Origin of the sequence: Treponema sp. UBA6852 (assembly GCA_002449305.1) — a bacterium.
GTDB lineage: Bacteria > Spirochaetota > Spirochaetia > Treponematales > Treponemataceae > Treponema_D.
In genome coordinates this window covers 13,410-29,702 of the sequence record DKDI01000032.1, presented here as the reverse complement: position 1 = coordinate 29,702, position 16,293 = coordinate 13,410, and the positions used below count along the sequence as shown (strand labels likewise).

At 34.7% G+C, this 16,293-nt stretch carries 13 protein-coding genes; all 13 read left to right on the top strand.

Annotated elements, in window-relative coordinates; all coding sequences use genetic code 11:
* Position 1: 1 nt before the first annotated feature.
* The 13 genes from B3209_RS06280 (at position 2) to B3209_RS06220 (ending at position 15,894) form a co-directional block, all read left to right on the top strand.
* Positions 2–2,236 (top strand): DEAD/DEAH box helicase family protein, encoded by a 2,235-nt coding sequence (locus B3209_RS06280; protein ID WP_296664942.1) that lies wholly within the window; start codon positions 2–4, stop codon positions 2,234–2,236.
* Positions 2,226–2,402: a hypothetical protein gene (locus B3209_RS06275; RefSeq protein WP_296664944.1), complete on the top strand. Its 177-nt coding sequence runs from the start codon at positions 2,226–2,228 to the stop codon at positions 2,400–2,402. The genes B3209_RS06280 and B3209_RS06275 overlap by 11 nt, the downstream gene beginning before the upstream one ends.
* Positions 2,393–4,387, top strand: coding sequence for an AAA family ATPase (locus B3209_RS06270; protein ID WP_296664945.1), 1,995 nt, complete (start codon positions 2,393–2,395; stop codon positions 4,385–4,387). The genes B3209_RS06275 and B3209_RS06270 overlap by 10 nt, the downstream gene beginning before the upstream one ends.
* A gap of 2 nt (positions 4,388–4,389) precedes the next feature.
* Entirely contained in the window at positions 4,390–4,926 is a 537-nt protein-coding gene (locus B3209_RS06265; protein WP_296664948.1) for a hypothetical protein, read from the top strand.
* A gap of 9 nt (positions 4,927–4,935) precedes the next feature.
* The gene (locus tag B3209_RS06260; protein ID WP_296690199.1) at positions 4,936–5,985 is read left to right on the top strand and encodes a sigma-70 family RNA polymerase sigma factor; all 1,050 of its coding nucleotides are present in this window, start codon (positions 4,936–4,938) and stop codon (positions 5,983–5,985) included.
* A gap of 69 nt (positions 5,986–6,054) precedes the next feature.
* Positions 6,055–6,498 (top strand): DUF6978 family protein, encoded by a 444-nt coding sequence (locus B3209_RS06255; RefSeq protein ID WP_296690197.1) that lies wholly within the window; start codon positions 6,055–6,057, stop codon positions 6,496–6,498.
* The gene (locus B3209_RS06250; protein ID WP_296690196.1) at positions 6,495–7,265 is read left to right on the top strand and encodes a DUF1829 domain-containing protein; all 771 of its coding nucleotides are present in this window, start codon (positions 6,495–6,497) and stop codon (positions 7,263–7,265) included. The genes B3209_RS06255 and B3209_RS06250 overlap by 4 nt, the downstream gene beginning before the upstream one ends.
* Positions 7,266–7,487: 222 nt before the next feature.
* Positions 7,488–10,463: a UvrD-helicase domain-containing protein gene (locus B3209_RS06245; protein ID WP_296690194.1), complete on the top strand. Its 2,976-nt coding sequence runs from the start codon at positions 7,488–7,490 to the stop codon at positions 10,461–10,463.
* 163 nt (positions 10,464–10,626) lie between these two features.
* Positions 10,627–12,192, top strand: coding sequence for a type I restriction-modification system subunit M (locus tag B3209_RS06240; protein WP_296690192.1), 1,566 nt, complete (start codon positions 10,627–10,629; stop codon positions 12,190–12,192).
* Positions 12,193–12,201: 9 nt separating this feature from the next.
* The gene (locus B3209_RS06235; protein ID WP_296690190.1) at positions 12,202–13,212 is read left to right on the top strand and encodes a virulence RhuM family protein; all 1,011 of its coding nucleotides are present in this window, start codon (positions 12,202–12,204) and stop codon (positions 13,210–13,212) included.
* A complete protein-coding gene (gene fic / locus B3209_RS06230) occupies positions 13,213–14,091 on the top strand; it encodes a protein adenylyltransferase Fic (RefSeq protein ID WP_296690189.1) in 879 nt (292 codons plus the stop codon).
* The gene (locus B3209_RS06225; RefSeq protein ID WP_296690187.1) at positions 14,091–15,290 is read left to right on the top strand and encodes a restriction endonuclease subunit S; all 1,200 of its coding nucleotides are present in this window, start codon (positions 14,091–14,093) and stop codon (positions 15,288–15,290) included. The genes fic and B3209_RS06225 overlap by 1 nt, the downstream gene beginning before the upstream one ends.
* Entirely contained in the window at positions 15,277–15,894 is a 618-nt protein-coding gene (locus B3209_RS06220) for an Abi family protein (protein ID WP_296662178.1), read from the top strand. The genes B3209_RS06225 and B3209_RS06220 overlap by 14 nt, the downstream gene beginning before the upstream one ends.
* Positions 15,895–16,293 lie beyond the last annotated feature (399 nt).

Here is a 16,293-nt window from a genome sequence, read left to right as displayed (position 1 = left end):
AATGCTGCAAAAATTCAAAAATCCTTTAATCGATAATTCTCAAAATTACAAGCTTAGTTCATATATAAAAACTTTGTTGCTGGATGAAAATTATAATGAGTTTTATATAGCGACCGGTTATTGGGATATTCCCTCTATTGCGCTTATCTTTGAGGAACTCAAAATTTTTCTTGAACGGTCAGATACGAAAATAAAACTTCTGCTTGGCAAAGACCCAGAAGTTCAGAATTATCAGTTAAGCCATGCTGATGAAATTGACTTAAATGATTATCCGGCCAGTTACATCAAGTATCATTTGGAAAATATCCCTGTCGTTGCTGATTATGAAGATGCAATTTCATTGCTTTTAAATTATTGTGCTGAAGAAAATCCAAAGTTTAAAATTCACACTTATAAAGATTTGCATAATTCAAGTTTTCTTCATGCAAAGTGCTACATATTTAAAGGGAAGAACGATTCTTGCGCGATTGTTGGGAGTTCCAATTTCACAAAGAAAGGTCTTGAAGATAATTCAGAATTGAATTATTTGGAGATGAATTCTTCCAATGTCGTTGTGCGTCCTGAAAACGGAACTTCTGTAAAAGGTCATATCTTCTGGTTTGATGAGAAATGGAAAAGCAGCAAATCTTGGGAAAAAATCTTTATTTATACCGTATTAAAGACAAATATAGGATGTCGTTCGTTCTCAAAAGGCATTGAAAGCAAGTTCATTTCAGAAAAGAAAAAATTACAGATTGAAAAAATACAGAATGGGGAAATTGAAAACAAAATGAATATTCCAAGAATTCCTTCGGACATAAATCTTTTTGATTATCAAAAAGAAGCGATTTCAGAATGGGAAAAACAAGACTACAAAGGCATTTTTGATATGGCTACAGGAACCGGCAAGACGCTTACAGGTTTAGGGGCGATTTCAAGGTTGAGCGAAGTTTTAAATGACAGGCTTACAGTTTTCATAGTTTGCCCTTATCAGCATTTAGTTGAACAGTGGGTTGAGGATATTGAAAAATTCGGAATGAAACCGATTGTCGGCTATAGTTCTTCGGAACAGAAAAACTGGAAATCATTGCTAAAATATGCTGTGGAAGATTTTAATCTGGAAATAAAAAATAGGACATTTTTTTGCTTTATTTCTACAAACGCTACATTTTCTTCCGAACTTGTTCAAAATCAAATCTCTAAACTGCATGGAAACGCCTTGCTTGTCGTTGATGAAGCTCATAATTTTGGTGCGGAATATTTGAGAAAACTTTTAAGCAATAAATTTTCTTATCGCCTTGCGCTTTCTGCCACATTGGAACGCCACGGAGATAAAGACGGAACTCAATCACTTTATGATTACTTTGGGAAAAAATGCATTGAATATGACCTTGAGCGAGCAATAAAAGAGAGAAAACTCACAAGATATAAATATTATCCGGTTATTGTTTCATTGACAGATGATGAATTTGTTTATTATGAACAATATTCCCGCGAGATTTTAAAGTGCGTTGTAAAAGGAAAAAATGGAAAATTAAAGCTGAATGAAAAAGGCAAGCGAATTGCGTTGCAGCGGGCAAGACTTGTAGCTGGTGCTTCTAATAAAATCGGAGAATTAAAAGAGCAGATAACTCCTTACATAAGCGACAATCACATTCTTGTTTACTGCGGAGCTGCAAAAGTTTTCGATGAGGATTCAGAATTTGATGATTCTAACGATGATGAAATTTCAGAAGGAAAAAGGCAAATCGAAGTTGTTACAGATTTGCTTGGAAATCTTCTTGGAATGAAAGTTGCCCAGTTTACTTCAAAAGAAAATATGCAGGAACGTTCAGTGATAAAGAAAGAGTTTTCGGAAGGAAAAAATCTGCAGGCTCTTATCGCAATAAAATGCCTTGATGAAGGTGTAAATATTCCTGCAATAAAAACAGCCTTTATTCTTGCGAGCACAACAAATCCGAAAGAGTACATTCAACGGCGAGGACGTGTGTTAAGAAAATCAGACGGAAAAGATTTTGCTGAAATTTATGACTTTATAACGATTCCTCGTCCTTTAAGTGAAGTTATTTACGAAACAGAAGAAGAAAAAAAGAAAGGAAAGGGACTAGTTATAAATGAACTTGTTCGTGCAATTGAATTTGCACGTCTTTCCATGAATGAGATTTCAGCAATGGAAAAAATTGATGAAATAAAAGAACTGTATGAACTTACAGATAAGGATTTGATTTTTAAGGAGAATTTTGAGAATGAACAATGAAAAAGTTGAGGTGGATGGAATCGAAATTGATGTAAAAAAGGCAAGAAACATTCTTACAGCAATTTTGATTGCGGAAAAGAAAAATATTGCCACAAAAGAAAAAGGCGATTCAGAAATGATTAAGGATATTAAGAAAAAAATTGCGGAGGAAGTTGCATGCTTATAAAAAAAATCACACTTGAAAATTTTAGGCAGTTCAAAGATATACAGTCTGTGGACTTTTCTGAAGATAATGAGAAAAATATCACGATTATTCTTGGAGAAAATGGAGCAGGAAAAACAACTTTTGCTCAGGCATTCAGGTGGTGCTTGTATGGAAAAACAACTTTTACCGACTCTATTTTGTTGAATAAGGAAATCTCGCAAAATCTAGGACCAAACAAAGAATCTTTTGTAAGAGTTTCATTGCAGCTTATACATAGCAATATTCAATATGAGATAACCCGGGAGCAAAAATATACAACGAATGCGACAGGAGAACTGAATACACCGAATAGTTCAGAGCTGAAAATCAAGTATAGAAATCCGCAGGGAACAACGAAGTTCGAAAAAGATGTTGATTTAAGAATAAAAGAAATTCTTCCTTCCGAGCTTTCTAATTATTTTTTCTTTGATGGTGAACGAATACAAAATATGAGCAAAGAAATAAATGATGGAAGAAGCGCAGAATTCAAAGAGGCTGTAGAACGATTACTGGGGCTTTCCGCATTTACGATTACTCTTGATCATTTAAATGGGCGTTCAAGCTCTTCTGTAATAAAAAGCTACAATAGAGACTTTGATTCAAAAGCAAATTCGCAGATTGCAGAGTTGCAAAATGCTCTTGATTCGTTGAATAAAGACCTGGTTAAAATTGATGAACGGAACAAAGAAATAGATGCTTCTGTAGCAAAACTTGAAAAACAGCAGGAAGAACTTTCAGCGGAAATGGAGGCAAATAAAGATACTGAGAAGCTTATAAAAGAGAAAAAGGCTTATGAAATTTCTTGTGAAAAACTAAGAAAAGAAAAGAACGATGTTGTTTCTAATTATGTTGATACATTCAATACAAAAGGGTTGTCTTGGTTTTCAAGAAAAATCATCAGGGATATTTTAACAGAACTTTCTGAGACAGACAGTCTTGATAAAGGAATTCCTGATATAACTGCAAAAACAATAGATTATCTAAAACAAAGAGGTTTTTATATCTGCGGAACTTGCTTAAAAGAAAATTCAAAAGAACTTGAAGCATTTGATGAATTATTGAAATTTATTCCTCCTAAAAGTCTTGGAAATTTTATTTCTGACTTTAGTGGAAGTGCAAAGCAGCGACTTGCTGATTCTGAAAATTTTTATGAGGATTCCATTGTTCAAAAGTACAGAGAAATCAGAGAAAAAGATTCTGAACTTGAAGAATTGAATTCGGAAATTTTAGAAATTGAAAAACGGATTAAAAATATTAAGTCTTCGGCAGATTTGCAAATAAAAGCGGATGAGAATAAAAGAAAGATTGCCGAACTTAATAGAGAAAAAGATTCGCTGTTGGAAGAGAAAGGGGCAAAAACAGAAAAACAAAATCGGACTCAATCTTCTCTTGATGAGCAAGCTCTGAAAAGTGCCAGCAATACGAAAATTGCAGTTTATAAAGCCTATGCAACATATATGTATCAGCTGTTAAAAGATGATTATTCAAAACGGGAAAAGGAAGTAAGAGAGCGGCTTCAAAAAAATATTAATGAGATATTCAAAAATATTTACAACGGAAAACTTTCATTGCAAGTAGATGAAAAATACAACATAAAAGTTGAGCTTGATGAATTTGCAAGTTTCAGCGGCATGATTGAAACTTCAATGGCGCAAAGTATGTCTGTCATTTTTGCTTTTATCGCTGGAGTAATAAAAATGGCTCGCGAAAATGCAAAAAACAGAAATTCTGATATACCATTGCAATCAGAACCGTATCCTCTTGTAATGGATGCGCCTCTTTCAAATTTTGACAAGAAGCGGGTTAAAAATGTCTGCGAAACTCTTCCTAAAATTGCAGAACAAGTTATTTTCTTTTCATATGACAAAGATGCAGAAGTTGCGGAAGAGAATATGAGCGCAAAAATTGGAAAAAAGTACGAGTTCATAAAAATAAATGAACTGGAAACTAGAATTGAATCGAGGTAAATATGTTTGATAATGAATACTTATTTAAAGGAAGCCATGCGGTAAAAGTTAATAAACTTACAGCAAAATTTCCACAGTCTGTAAATAGCTTGTTTAAACGTAATATTGATGTTTTTGTTTTTGCTCCAATTGTGGGAATGCTCTACAACAGAATGTCAGATATTGATTCTGGAAATGAAACTACAAAAATATTTCCTGGTCAATTTACAAATCATCATAATGATGTTTATTTTACATACAGGCTTGTAATGCTCGCAGTCCAAAAAGAAAAACATTCTCTGAATGAGCGAGTTAATAAAGCCTTCAATGGAGAGGCTCAGGGAACAGCGGAAGAAGATTTTAAAATTTTTGAAAAATATCTTCTTGGCGGAATTGACGTTCTTTATGAGAAGCTGATTGAGCAAGATAATCCGTCTTCTGAAGATGATTATATTAGCAATCTCAATAATTTTCTTGCAGAAATTCATGAACGTTATGAGGCTGAGCAAGATTCAAGTCAAGATTTTTTGGCAAAACTGGAACAAATTGCCAGAGATTAACATCATAAAATGACAGTTACAGAAATTCAAAATAAACTTTTTTCTCAATATAAAATTAAAGGCTTTTTGTCTGAGAATGAAATTACAGATTATTGTGTCGGCAACAATCTTGATTTTTTCGAAACAGATGAAGTCATGCAGTTCCTTATAGATAAGAAAGTTTTGTTTTCAGAGAAAAAAAGTGAAATCATTTATGACGAAGAAGGTATTTATGATAAGGCTCAAATTGATTATGAGGACTTTTTTAATACAGTTTTAAATGAATATCCAAACTTTAAAATTATTGTGGCTCATATAAAAAGCATAAAGCCGCCTCAGCATCGAGAATGGAAAACTCTTATTCAGGAAGCTCAAGACGGAAACGTTTATGCTTTCAACAGAATGACAGAAATGTATTTGCGTGGGGTTTTGCGTATTTCTTATAACTTCGCGAAAGAAAATTACTGTGATTTTGAGGATGCTTTTCAAAATGGCACGATAGGATTAATCCGAGCTATAAAAAGTTTCGATGTAACAAGCCCGAATTCATTTGCTGGTTATTATTCTCTTTCAGTATTAAGTGAGATGCAACGGAAGTATAAAGTAAAAAATTCTTTTTTTGATTTGCCTGCCCATTTTTCGCAAAAGACCTTTGAATTTTTAGGGATAATTTCAAAATATCTTGCAAAAGGAAAAACTCCAGAAGAAAGTATGGAGATTATATCTGATGATTTTTTCTTAGAAATCAATCCAAAATTAAAAATGTATTTTTTGCCTTATCTTGATTTAGATGATATTTCTTATAAAACCTTTCCGTTTGATGCCCATATTGTAGATGATGTTATTTATGAATCATTAAAAGAGCAATTGAGTGAAATTTTGCTTACATTGCCAGATAGAGAACGGAAAGTGTTGGAAATGCGGTTCGGACTTAATAATTTTAAACAGATGACGCTTGAAGATGTTGGAAAATATTACAATGTTTCAAGAGAAAGAATCCGCCAAATAGAAGCAAAAGCTCTTAGAAGATTGAGACATCTTCATCGTGCCAGTGGACTTAGAAATTATATAGATTCTTAGATACGATTTTTTTCTTGATTAATAAAATCATTTATATACACTTAAAATCTAATGGTTTATAATATAAATATGTCAGGTAATCTTTCAAAAGAAGAAATTGAATATCTTCTTAACCTTGAAAAAAATTGTAAATCTTCACAAAAATACATTTTTCCAAGTTTAGGCGGAAAAATCGAGATTGAATTATCATCAACTGATAAGAAGGAAGATTTCTTGTTAGATGTTTGGCGTTCTCATATTGATTTGACAAGGACAAAATTTCAAAATCGAGCTAGAAATACAATTCCTATTTTAAGGCTTGATATTAATTCTGCGCCACATAAAAATCCTGATGGGGTGCAGTTGGGCGGAACGCATTTTCATATTTATAGAGAAGGCTACGGTGATAAATTTGCGTATCCTTTACCAGACGAGTTTGCGGATTGTAAAAGTCCAGGAGAGTTTCTTGAAAAGTTTATGGATTATTGTCATATTATAAAAAAGCCGATAATCGAGGAGGATTTATTTGTATGAAAAAAACAGAAATAGATGCTCTTATTGATAGTTATTTTAAATGGCTAAAAGAAAATACTTCTTCAAAAATCATAAATGATACTTGGTCGGAAATAACAACGCCATATTTAGACAGACACAATGATTGCCTTCAGATTTATGCTAAAAAAGAAGGTGATAAGATTATTCTTTCAGATGACGGTTATATTATTGATGATTTGGAATCTTCTGGTTGTCATTTGGATTCTCCTAGACGAAAAGAAATTTTGAATATAACTCTTCGTGGTTTTGGTGTTCTTCTGGATGACAATCAGCTGATTGTAAAAACTTCGGCAGAAAATTTTCCTCAGAAAAAGCATGACTTGATTCAGGCTATGCTTGCTGTCAATGATTTATTTTATCTTTCCAAGCCACAAGTGCAGAATCTGTTTTTCGATGATGTTGTCGCTTGGTTTGATAAAAACGATATTCGTTATGTTCAGAAAGTAAAATTTTCAGGGAAAACTGGTTTTGACAACATGTTTGATTTTGGCATACCAAAGTCAAAAAAATATTCAGAAAGACTTGTGCAGACTATAACGAATCCGTCAAAAGAAAATTCTATGAATCTTGTTTTTAAGTGGATTGATACAAAAGATGAGCGGCCGACAGAGTCAGTTCTATTTGCAATGCTAAATGATTCTGATAAAGCTATTGCTTCTCAGGTTAATGAGGCGTTTTCGAATTATGGAATAAATGTTGTTCCTTGGTCTGAAAAAGAAAAGTTTATTGAAAAACTGGCTTCATAGAAATTTTCTAAATTTAGGCATGAAAATTATGCAAAGTAATATTAAATTGATTATAGATTTTGAACGATGCAAATTATTTTGGCTGATTAAGTAGATTTTTCTCTTTGTAGATATGGAATGCAAATCTCTTGATAACTAAAAAATTTTGCAATGAATGGTAGTTCTTTATCCCCTCGTGCATTTCCTAGAAAATTCCCCTCAGAACGATGATATAATATAAAAATGGTTATCTTCGTTGGAAGTTCAGTTGCATTTGTAATATTTTTCTCTCTTTTGATTCTTCATATTTATAGAAAAAAGTCTGCAATAAAAAATCTTCAGAAAATCAGTTTGTTTCAGAATCAGATAAAAGTTTTTTCTTCGGAATTTGATTCTCTTTTAAAGTCGATTGTAACAAAAAAACAGGAAGATGAGTTTGCCGCAAAATGGCAGAACCTTTATTCTGAACTTGTCAGATGCAGTATTCCTAAGAAAAATGCGGCGTTTTCAGAAATCAATAATTTCAAGGAAACTTTTAGAAATCTGCACAAGATTATTTTTCAGTCAAATGCTGAAATAAAACGCAAAGAAGAAGTCAAAAATCTTGCTCAAAAAATATCTGACTTTTTCAATGATTTATTCAAACTTACTGAAAATTATGTTGCCCATTCCGCAGAGCTTCAGTTTGTAAAAAACTGGGAGCTTCTCTTTATTGAGGCGAATCAAGCGGACGTTCACAATGAAGATGAAGAATTTTCGGAAGTTGAGCGTTTTAAAACTGTTTTCAATTCGCTGCACGATTATTTGGAAAATGCAAACCAGCAGTTTATTCAAAATGAATCTTTAAAATATGACTGGCTTTTTTCAAATGTTGACGGTAAGAATCTGGATTTTCAGCAGCGGACGGCGGTTATCACTGATGAGGACAGAATTTTGGTTCTGGCCGGGGCGGGAAGCGGAAAAACTCTTACGATTGCGGCAAAAGTAAAATATCTTTGTGAAGCAAAAAACATAAATCCGAATGAAATTCTTCTTGTTTCGTTCACAAAAAAATCCGCGCAGGAAATGACGGAACGGGTTCAGGGAAGACTTGGAATAAATGCACAGGCAACGACTTTTCACAAGCTCGGTCTTGAAATAATCAAAAATGCAAGCGGCAGGCGGCCGGAAGTTTTGGATGAAAATGTTCTTGGCGATTTTATCCATAAATTTTTTGAGAGCGAGCTTTTAAATCATCCGGATCTTATAAAAAATCTTACTGAATACTTTGCGTACTTTCTGGAGATTCCTGAAAATTTGGAAAACTGCTCTTCGCTTGGTGAATTGTACGAAGAAGAAAAAACTTCAGACCTTGAAACATTAAAATCAAAATATGACCGGGAAATATATATCCGCGAAACTGGGGTTGAAAAGTCAAAGGCATTAAGAACGCTTAACAACGAGCAGGTAAAAAGCATTGAGGAAACAAAAATCGCCAATTTTCTTTTTATGCACGGAATAAAATATGAATACGAAAAACTCTATCCGTTTGAAAGCGACGACCAGAAAAGAAAAGCGTACAGGCCGGATTTTTATCTTTGCGATTACGACATTTATCTGGAGCATTTTGGCATTTCAAAAGATTTTACAGTTCCCTGGCTTTCACCGATTGAAGAAAAAAAGTATCTTGACGGAATTTTATGGAAGCGCGATTTTCATAGGGAAAACGGCACAAAGCTGATTGAAACTTATTCGTATTACAGTTCGGAAGGAATCCTTCTTAAAAAACTTGAGGAGCTTCTTGTTGAAAACAGCGTTGAATTTAAGCCGCGCGATTTTTCAGATATTTTCAACACAGTTTATGCAAGCAAGAGCAACAAGTATTTCGGCGAATTTATAAAACTTTGCTGCACTTTTATAACTCTTTTTAAGTCGGACAATTACAAAATAGAAGAAATTGAAATTTTGCGGCAGAAATATCTTGCGCAAGAGAAAAATGAATTTCTTTGCCAGCGCACAAACCTTTTCCTTGATATAATAAAAATCCTTTTGGAGGAATATCAGAACTATCTTTATAAAAACAATGCGATTGATTTTTCTGATATGATAAACAATGCCGCCGAGCTGGTTTCTGCCGGATGCAATATTCTTCCATATAAGTATGTGATTGTCGATGAATATCAGGATATTTCAAAGTCTCGGTTCAATTTTTTAAAGGCGATTGCGGAAAGAACCGGAGCGAAATTCTTTTGCGTGGGCGATGACTGGCAGTCGATTTACCGTTTTGCCGGAAGCGACATTTCTTTGTTCACTGATTTTGAGAAATACTTTGGCTGCACAAAAATTTTACGGATTGAAAAAACTTACCGCAATTCACAGCGGCTGATAGATGAGGCTTCGAATTTTGTCCTAAAAAATCCTATGCAGCTGAAAAAGGATTTGCGCTCAGACAAAAATCTTGACTATCCTCTTGTTTTCTGGGGATTCGATGATGATCCGAGAAAATCTTTGCAGCAGATGATAAATAAAATTGTTCTGGATTTTGGAGTAAATTCTTCTGTTTTGCTTTTAGGGCGCACAAACTACGACTTGGAAATCGCAAAGAAAACAGGGCTTTTCAAAATTCATTATCAAAACAGAAAAGAAAAACTCGAATACATTCCCATTCCTGAACTCCAGGTTGATTTTATGTCGGTACACAAATCAAAAGGACTTGAGGCTGACAATGTGATTCTCTTGAATTTTAAGAATGACAAGCTTGGATTCCCGAACCAAATTGCCGATGACAAGGTTTTGAATCTTGTTCTTACAAATTCGGAGGACTTTAAATTTGCCGAGGAACGCCGACTTTTTTATGTTGCCGTTACCAGAACAAGAAACAGAACATTCATTCTTACGGACAACAGAAATCCTTCTCCGTTTTTGAAGGAATTTAAGGCTTCCAGTTCAGTTTGCTTTATTTCTGTCAGGCAGGCTTCAAATGAAGGACTGGAAAAATGCCCACTTTGCAAAACTGGAAATCTCCTGAAAGTTGAGCATGACGGAAAATCTTTTGTCGGATGCTCAAATTTTCCAAAATGCAAATACACAATCCATGATGCGACAGTCTTGGAAAATCCGAAAAAATGTCCTAGCTGTGGCGGATTCCTTGTAAAAAGAAAAGGCAAGAAAAACAAGCACTGGTTCATAGGCTGCACAAACTATCCCTACTGCGAATACACGGAAAAATTTTCCCACTAAATTCCCCGAACAAAGTAACTATATTTCCAAATATAGTTACTTTATTTTAAAATATAGTCACTATATTTACCCAACATACTGGGTATATTTTTTTATCGGGAAAACAGCTATAATGATATAATTAATAGAAGAAATTTGTTTTATCAAGTCAGCTGGAGAAAAAATGGCAAAAGCAAAGAAAGTTGTAAGTTTTGAAGATGCTCTTTGGAGTGCCTGTGATAAATTGCGCGGAACGGTTGAGCCGGCAGAATATAAACATGTGGTTCTTAGCCTGATTTTTTTGAAATTCGTAAACGATAAATTCAGCGACCGCCGTAAGGAACTTGTTGCGCGAGGCAAAGAAAAATATTTGGACTTGCAGGAATTTTATGACATGAAAAATGTCTTTTTTGTTCCGCAGGAATCCCGCTGGCCGTTCATAATGGAAAATGCAAAGCAACCGGACATTGCATTAAAAATTGACACAGCGCTTAACACGATTGAAAAACAGAATCCCTCGTTAAAAGGCGCGCTCCCGGACAACTATTATTCACGCCTTGGAATTGATGTTTCAAAACTTGCTGCTCTTTTGGACGAAATCAACAATATTCAGACTACAGCCGACAAAGAAAACGACATCATGGGTCGTGTCTACGAATATTTTCTTACAAAATTTGCGCTTCAGGAAGGAAAGGGAAAAGGCGAATTCTATACGCCAAAGTCAGTTGTAAATCTGATTGCTGAAATGATTGAGCCGTACAAAGGAAAAATCTATGACCCTTGCTGCGGTTCGGGCGGAATGTTTGTTCAGTCGCTTAAATTTGTGGAAAATCATGCCGGAAATGCAAAAGATATTTCTGTTTACGGTCAGGAAGGGACTGGAACAACTTACAAAATGGCAAAGATGAATCTTGCAATCCGCGGAATTTCGTGTGATTTGGGCGAAAAGGCAGCCAACACTTTTACAAACGATTTGCACAAAGATTTGCGCGCCGACTATATTATGGCAAATCCTCCGTTCAATCAAAAAGACTGGCGCGCGGAAAACGAACTTGCCGATGATTCCCGCTGGAACGGTTATGTTGTTCCGCCAACAAGCAACGCAAACTATGGCTGGATTCTGCACATGGTAAGCAAACTGAGCCAGAACGGTGTCGCAGGGGTTTTGCTTGCCAACGGTGCGTTAAGCGGCGAAGGTCAGGAACTGGAAATCAGAAAACGGCTTGTAGAAAACAATCTTGTCGAGGCAATCGTGATTCTTCCAAGAAATCTCTTTTATACAACAGATATTTCCGTAACGCTGTGGATTCTGAATAAAAATAAAAAGGCGCGTATGGTTCAACAGAACGGAAAAATCAAAAACTACAGAAACCGCGAGGACGAAGTTCTTTTTATGGACTTGCGGCAGATGGGCTCTCCATTTGAAAAGAAATACATCGAGCTTACACAAAATGACCGCGACAAAGTAACCTCTACTTTCCATGCCTGGCAGCAAATAGACAAAGACAAAACTTATAAAAATATTCCCGAATTCTGCTACAGCGCAACAAAAAAGGAAATCGCAGAAAAAGGCTATAACCTTGTTCCAAGCCGCTACATTGAATTTGTAAACCGGGATGAGGCTCAGGATTTTGACACAACAATGAAAAGTTTACAGACAGAACTTACAGACTTGCTCAGGCAGGAAGAAGAAAGCAAAGCTGAATTGCTTAATGTGTTCAAGAACTTGGGGTATGAGATTAAGCTGTAGGATATGAGTATGGAAAATCAAAGCAAGGGCGATATTGTAATTTACCAGACGAAGGACGGTCTTACAAAAATTGATGTCAGGTTTGAAGATGAAACAGTGTGGCTTACTCAGCAACAAATGGCAGAACTTTACCAGTCTTCTCGAACAAATATAGTAGAACACATCCAGCATATTTATGAAGAAGGGGAATTGCAAGAAGAGTCAACTTGTCGGAAATTCCGACAGGTTCAATTGGAAGGTACAAGGCAAGTCAGTCGAGAACTTCCTTTCTACAATCTCGACATGATTATCTCCCTTGGCTACCGTGTTAAGTCCATGGTGGCAACACAATTCAGGCGTTGGGCAACTGAATTGCTGAAGGAGTATCTTAAAAAAGGATATGCACTTGATGACAAACGCTTAAAGGAACTTGGCGGCGGAAATTACTGGAAAGAACTTTTAGACAGAATCCGCGACATCCGCTCAAGCGAAAAAGTGATGTACCGTCAGGTTTTGGATTTATATGCTACCAGTGCGGATTACAATCCAAAAAGTGCAGAAAGCATTGCGTTCTTTAAAATGGTTCAAAATAAGCTTCACTATGCGGCTCATGGAAACACTGCAGCGGAAGTGATTTATAACCGCGCGGATTCAGAAAAAGAATTTATGGGGCTAACAACTTTTACAGGTGATTTTCCAACTAAAAAAGATATTGCAGTTGCAAAAAACTATCTTTCAGAAACTGAACTAAAAGTTTTGAACAATCTTGTTTCCGCATATTTTGACTTGGCTGAAATCAACGCCATGGAACATAAGACAATGTACATGAGCGATTATGTTGAGCAACTGGACAGAATTCTTTCTGGCACAGGAAAAGAAATCTTGGAAGGCGCAGGCTCGGTAAGTCATAAGCAGGCTCTTGAAAAAGCAGAAAGAGAATATCAAAAATTCATTCAGAAAAATCTTTCCCCAGTCGAACTGGCATATCTGGAAACAATTCGGACTTTGGAAAAAGAAGCAAAAGCTGGAGAAAAGAAGTAGATGAGTGAAAAAATATCAATCCGATTTTTTAATGATAGAGAAGTCCGTGCAGTTTGGGATGAAGAAAATTCCAAATGGTGGTTCAGTGTGCTTGATATAATCGGCGTATTGAATGAGCAGGATGATTACGAAAAAAATCGAAACTACTGGAAATATTTAAAGGCGAAACTAAAGCGAGAAAACATCCAGTTGGGTAGTGGCACTAACCAACTGAAATTGACGGCAGCGGACGGCAAAAAATACAAAACTGATGTAATGGACTACAATCAGGTAATTGAGCTTGCAAAAAATTTCCCTAACAATAAGTCTGCTCCATTCATCCAATGGTTTAATTATTCTGACGAAACGATTGACGGAAAAAGCAAAACAAAGGCTTATGCACTTTTTGAAAGTTCTCTTTTGGAAAGCATAGAAGTTGGAACAGTAAACGGACTTAAACAGATTCATGCGTATCTTTTTGGCGGGCTTTATGACTTTGCAGGAAAAATCCGCACTGTGAATATTTCAAAGGGCGGATTCAAGTTTGCCGCGGCGGAGTTTTTGCCACAGACTTTAGATTCAATTGAAAAAATGCCGGAATCAGCATTTGAGCAGATTGCGGAAAAATATGTGGAAATGAACATTGCCCATCCGTTCCGCGAAGGAAACGGCGGAACAACAAGAATCTGGCTGGATTTGATTTTAAAGCGCAGCCTAAAAAAATCTGTTGACTGGAGCAAAATCAACAAAAAAGATTATCTTGATGCAATGGAACAGAGTGTTTACGACTCTTCAAAAATCAAATTTCTTTTGAAAAATGTCCTGACCGATAAAATCAATGACCGTGAGATGTTTATGAAAGGAATTGACTATTCGTATTACTATGAAGAGGCAGAATGATGAGTGAATTGAAAAAGCTAGGTGAATATATACGGCAAGTTGATATTCGTAATAGAGATTTATCTGTAAATAGATTGTTAGGATTGAGTATTAACAAATGCTTTATTGAGTCAATTGCAAATACAATTGGAACTGATTTTAAATCGTATAAAGTAGTAAAGAAAGGACAGTTTGCCTATGGTCCGGTTACTTCCAGAAATGGCGAAAAAATTACGATTGCATTGCTTAAAGAACCGGAATGCATTATTTCAAGTTCTTATTCTGTTTTTGAAATTATAGATATTTCAAAACTTTTGCCGGAATATCTGATGTTGTGGTTTCTTCGTCCAGAGTTTGACCGTTATGCCCGTTACAAATCACACGGAAGCGTTCGGGAAATATTTGACTGGGAAGAAATGTGCCGTGTTGAACTCCCAGTTCCTCCACTCGAAGAGCAGCAGAAAATCGTAGATGCCTACAACGCAATAGAAAACCGCATCAAAATTAAACAGAAGATAAACGAAAAGTTGGTTGAATTGGGAAAGAACATTGTAAAGCAGATTTTTAATCCAAATTTATTATTGAATTATACAGATAATGAACTTGAAGAAATAAAAGACAAATTGAATGTTTCAATGAAAATTCAATCTGTCAAAGATTTTTGCAAGGAAATGAAATCTGGTTCAACTCCTTCAAGAACAGAAATTGATTATTGGCAGAATGGAACAATACCTTGGTTAAAGTCAGGTGAAGTTCATAATAATGTAACAATTTCAGTTGAAGAGTTTATAACAAAAAAAGCATTGAATGAAACATCGACTAAGTTGTTGCCAAAAGATACTGTTCTTATGGCTATGTATGGAGTTACTGCTGGTGAAGTCGGATATTTGAATATTGAAGCAACAACGAATCAGGCTGTTTGTGGAATGATTTGTAAAAACTTAAATGATTCTGCATATCTTTATTTTGTACTTCTTGCGAATCAGAAAGAAATAAGTTTAATGTCAAATGGCGGAGCACAAAACAATTTAAGTAAAGATTTTATCGAAAAACTTTTGCTTGTTGTCCCTGATGAAAAAGTTAGAAGTAAAACAGATCTTGCAAAGATAATTCAGAACTTGAAAAATAATTATCAGGAAATTGAAAAACTTGCTCGGTTAAAACAACTTCTCGTTTCGCAGATTGCAAATAGGCAAAGAGAGGAAAATGACAATGCATAGAAAGCCAAAACTTTCGGTTGAAGAAATTATCAATGACATAAAATCTAAGAATATTACATTTAAATATGTATCTGAAGAAGAGGCAAGAAATTATCTGCTTTATAATACTTATTATTTTAAATTGAAGTCTTATGCAAAAAACTATGTAAAAAATCCTGTTAGAAATAAATATTCTGGTTTGGATTTTTCATATCTTCAAGATTTGGCAAGATTGGATATGTATTTTAGAGAACTTGTGTTTAAAATGACTGTTGATATTGAGCATTTTATTAAAGTCCAATTATTGGCTGCATCTCAACAAAATGAATCTGATGACGGATATAAAGTTGTATCAGATTTTCTTGAGGAAAATAAGGACATAAAAGATAATTTAAAAGAACATTCTGATAATTCAGGTTATTCTGCTCGACTTATTAAAAACAATATCGAGGATTTGCCAATATGGGTTTTTGTAGAAGTTATTTCATTTGGTGAACTTACTCGATTCTATGATTTCTATATAAAAAGATTTCCAATTGGAAACAGTGTGTCGCAATATTTATGGTCTGTCCGAATAATGAGAAATGCTGCGGCTCATAACTCATGTATTCTTAACCGTTTATAAACAATGCTCTTAGAGATTCAATAAAAAGAAATTTTCCGCTTATAGATACAAAAAAACTGAAGCATTATCTGACTAATCCAGTCGTTCAAGATTTTTTAGATGTTCTTATGGTTTTTAAAATTTTGGATAAAACAAGAAATGTTTTAAATAAGAGATTAAAAGAGGTGGATGCTTTTTTTAAGCGTTGCAGAAAACATGCGGCATATTATAAAACAAATAATAATATTGTTTCTGTTTATGTATTTGTATTTCGTTTTTACAAAGAATATAAAAAATTATTTTGACAGAACAATAAATTTGTTATATATTTTGAGTATTGAACTTGAACGTTTATGTTCTATAAGGAATGGATCCAGCCGTTTTACGATACAGATTCATTCCGTTTTTTTTATTTTTTCC

Bases quoted from the DNA above. Each gene is read 5' to 3' on its own strand.
- B3209_RS06265 (WP_296664948.1), top strand. From the start codon at position 4,390: ATGTTTGATAATGAATACTTATTTAAAGGAAGCCATGCGGTAAAAGTT.
- B3209_RS06275 (WP_296664944.1), top strand. From the start codon at position 2,226: ATGAACAATGAAAAAGTTGAGGTGGATGGAATCGAAATTGATGTAAAA.
- B3209_RS06255 (WP_296690197.1), top strand. From the start codon at position 6,055: ATGTCAGGTAATCTTTCAAAAGAAGAAATTGAATATCTTCTTAACCTT.
- B3209_RS06235 (WP_296690190.1), top strand. From the start codon at position 12,202: ATGGAAAATCAAAGCAAGGGCGATATTGTAATTTACCAGACGAAGGAC.
- B3209_RS06250 (WP_296690196.1), top strand. From the start codon at position 6,495: ATGAAAAAAACAGAAATAGATGCTCTTATTGATAGTTATTTTAAATGG.
- B3209_RS06280 (WP_296664942.1), top strand. From the start codon at position 2: ATGCTGCAAAAATTCAAAAATCCTTTAATCGATAATTCTCAAAATTAC.
- B3209_RS06225 (WP_296690187.1), top strand. From the start codon at position 14,091: ATGAGTGAATTGAAAAAGCTAGGTGAATATATACGGCAAGTTGATATT.
- B3209_RS06260 (WP_296690199.1), top strand. From the start codon at position 4,936: ATGACAGTTACAGAAATTCAAAATAAACTTTTTTCTCAATATAAAATT.
- B3209_RS06245 (WP_296690194.1), top strand. From the start codon at position 7,488: ATGGTTATCTTCGTTGGAAGTTCAGTTGCATTTGTAATATTTTTCTCT.
- fic (WP_296690189.1), top strand. From the start codon at position 13,213: ATGAGTGAAAAAATATCAATCCGATTTTTTAATGATAGAGAAGTCCGT.
- B3209_RS06220 (WP_296662178.1), top strand. From the start codon at position 15,277: ATGACAATGCATAGAAAGCCAAAACTTTCGGTTGAAGAAATTATCAAT.
- B3209_RS06270 (WP_296664945.1), top strand. From the start codon at position 2,393: ATGCTTATAAAAAAAATCACACTTGAAAATTTTAGGCAGTTCAAAGAT.
- B3209_RS06240 (WP_296690192.1), top strand. From the start codon at position 10,627: ATGGCAAAAGCAAAGAAAGTTGTAAGTTTTGAAGATGCTCTTTGGAGT.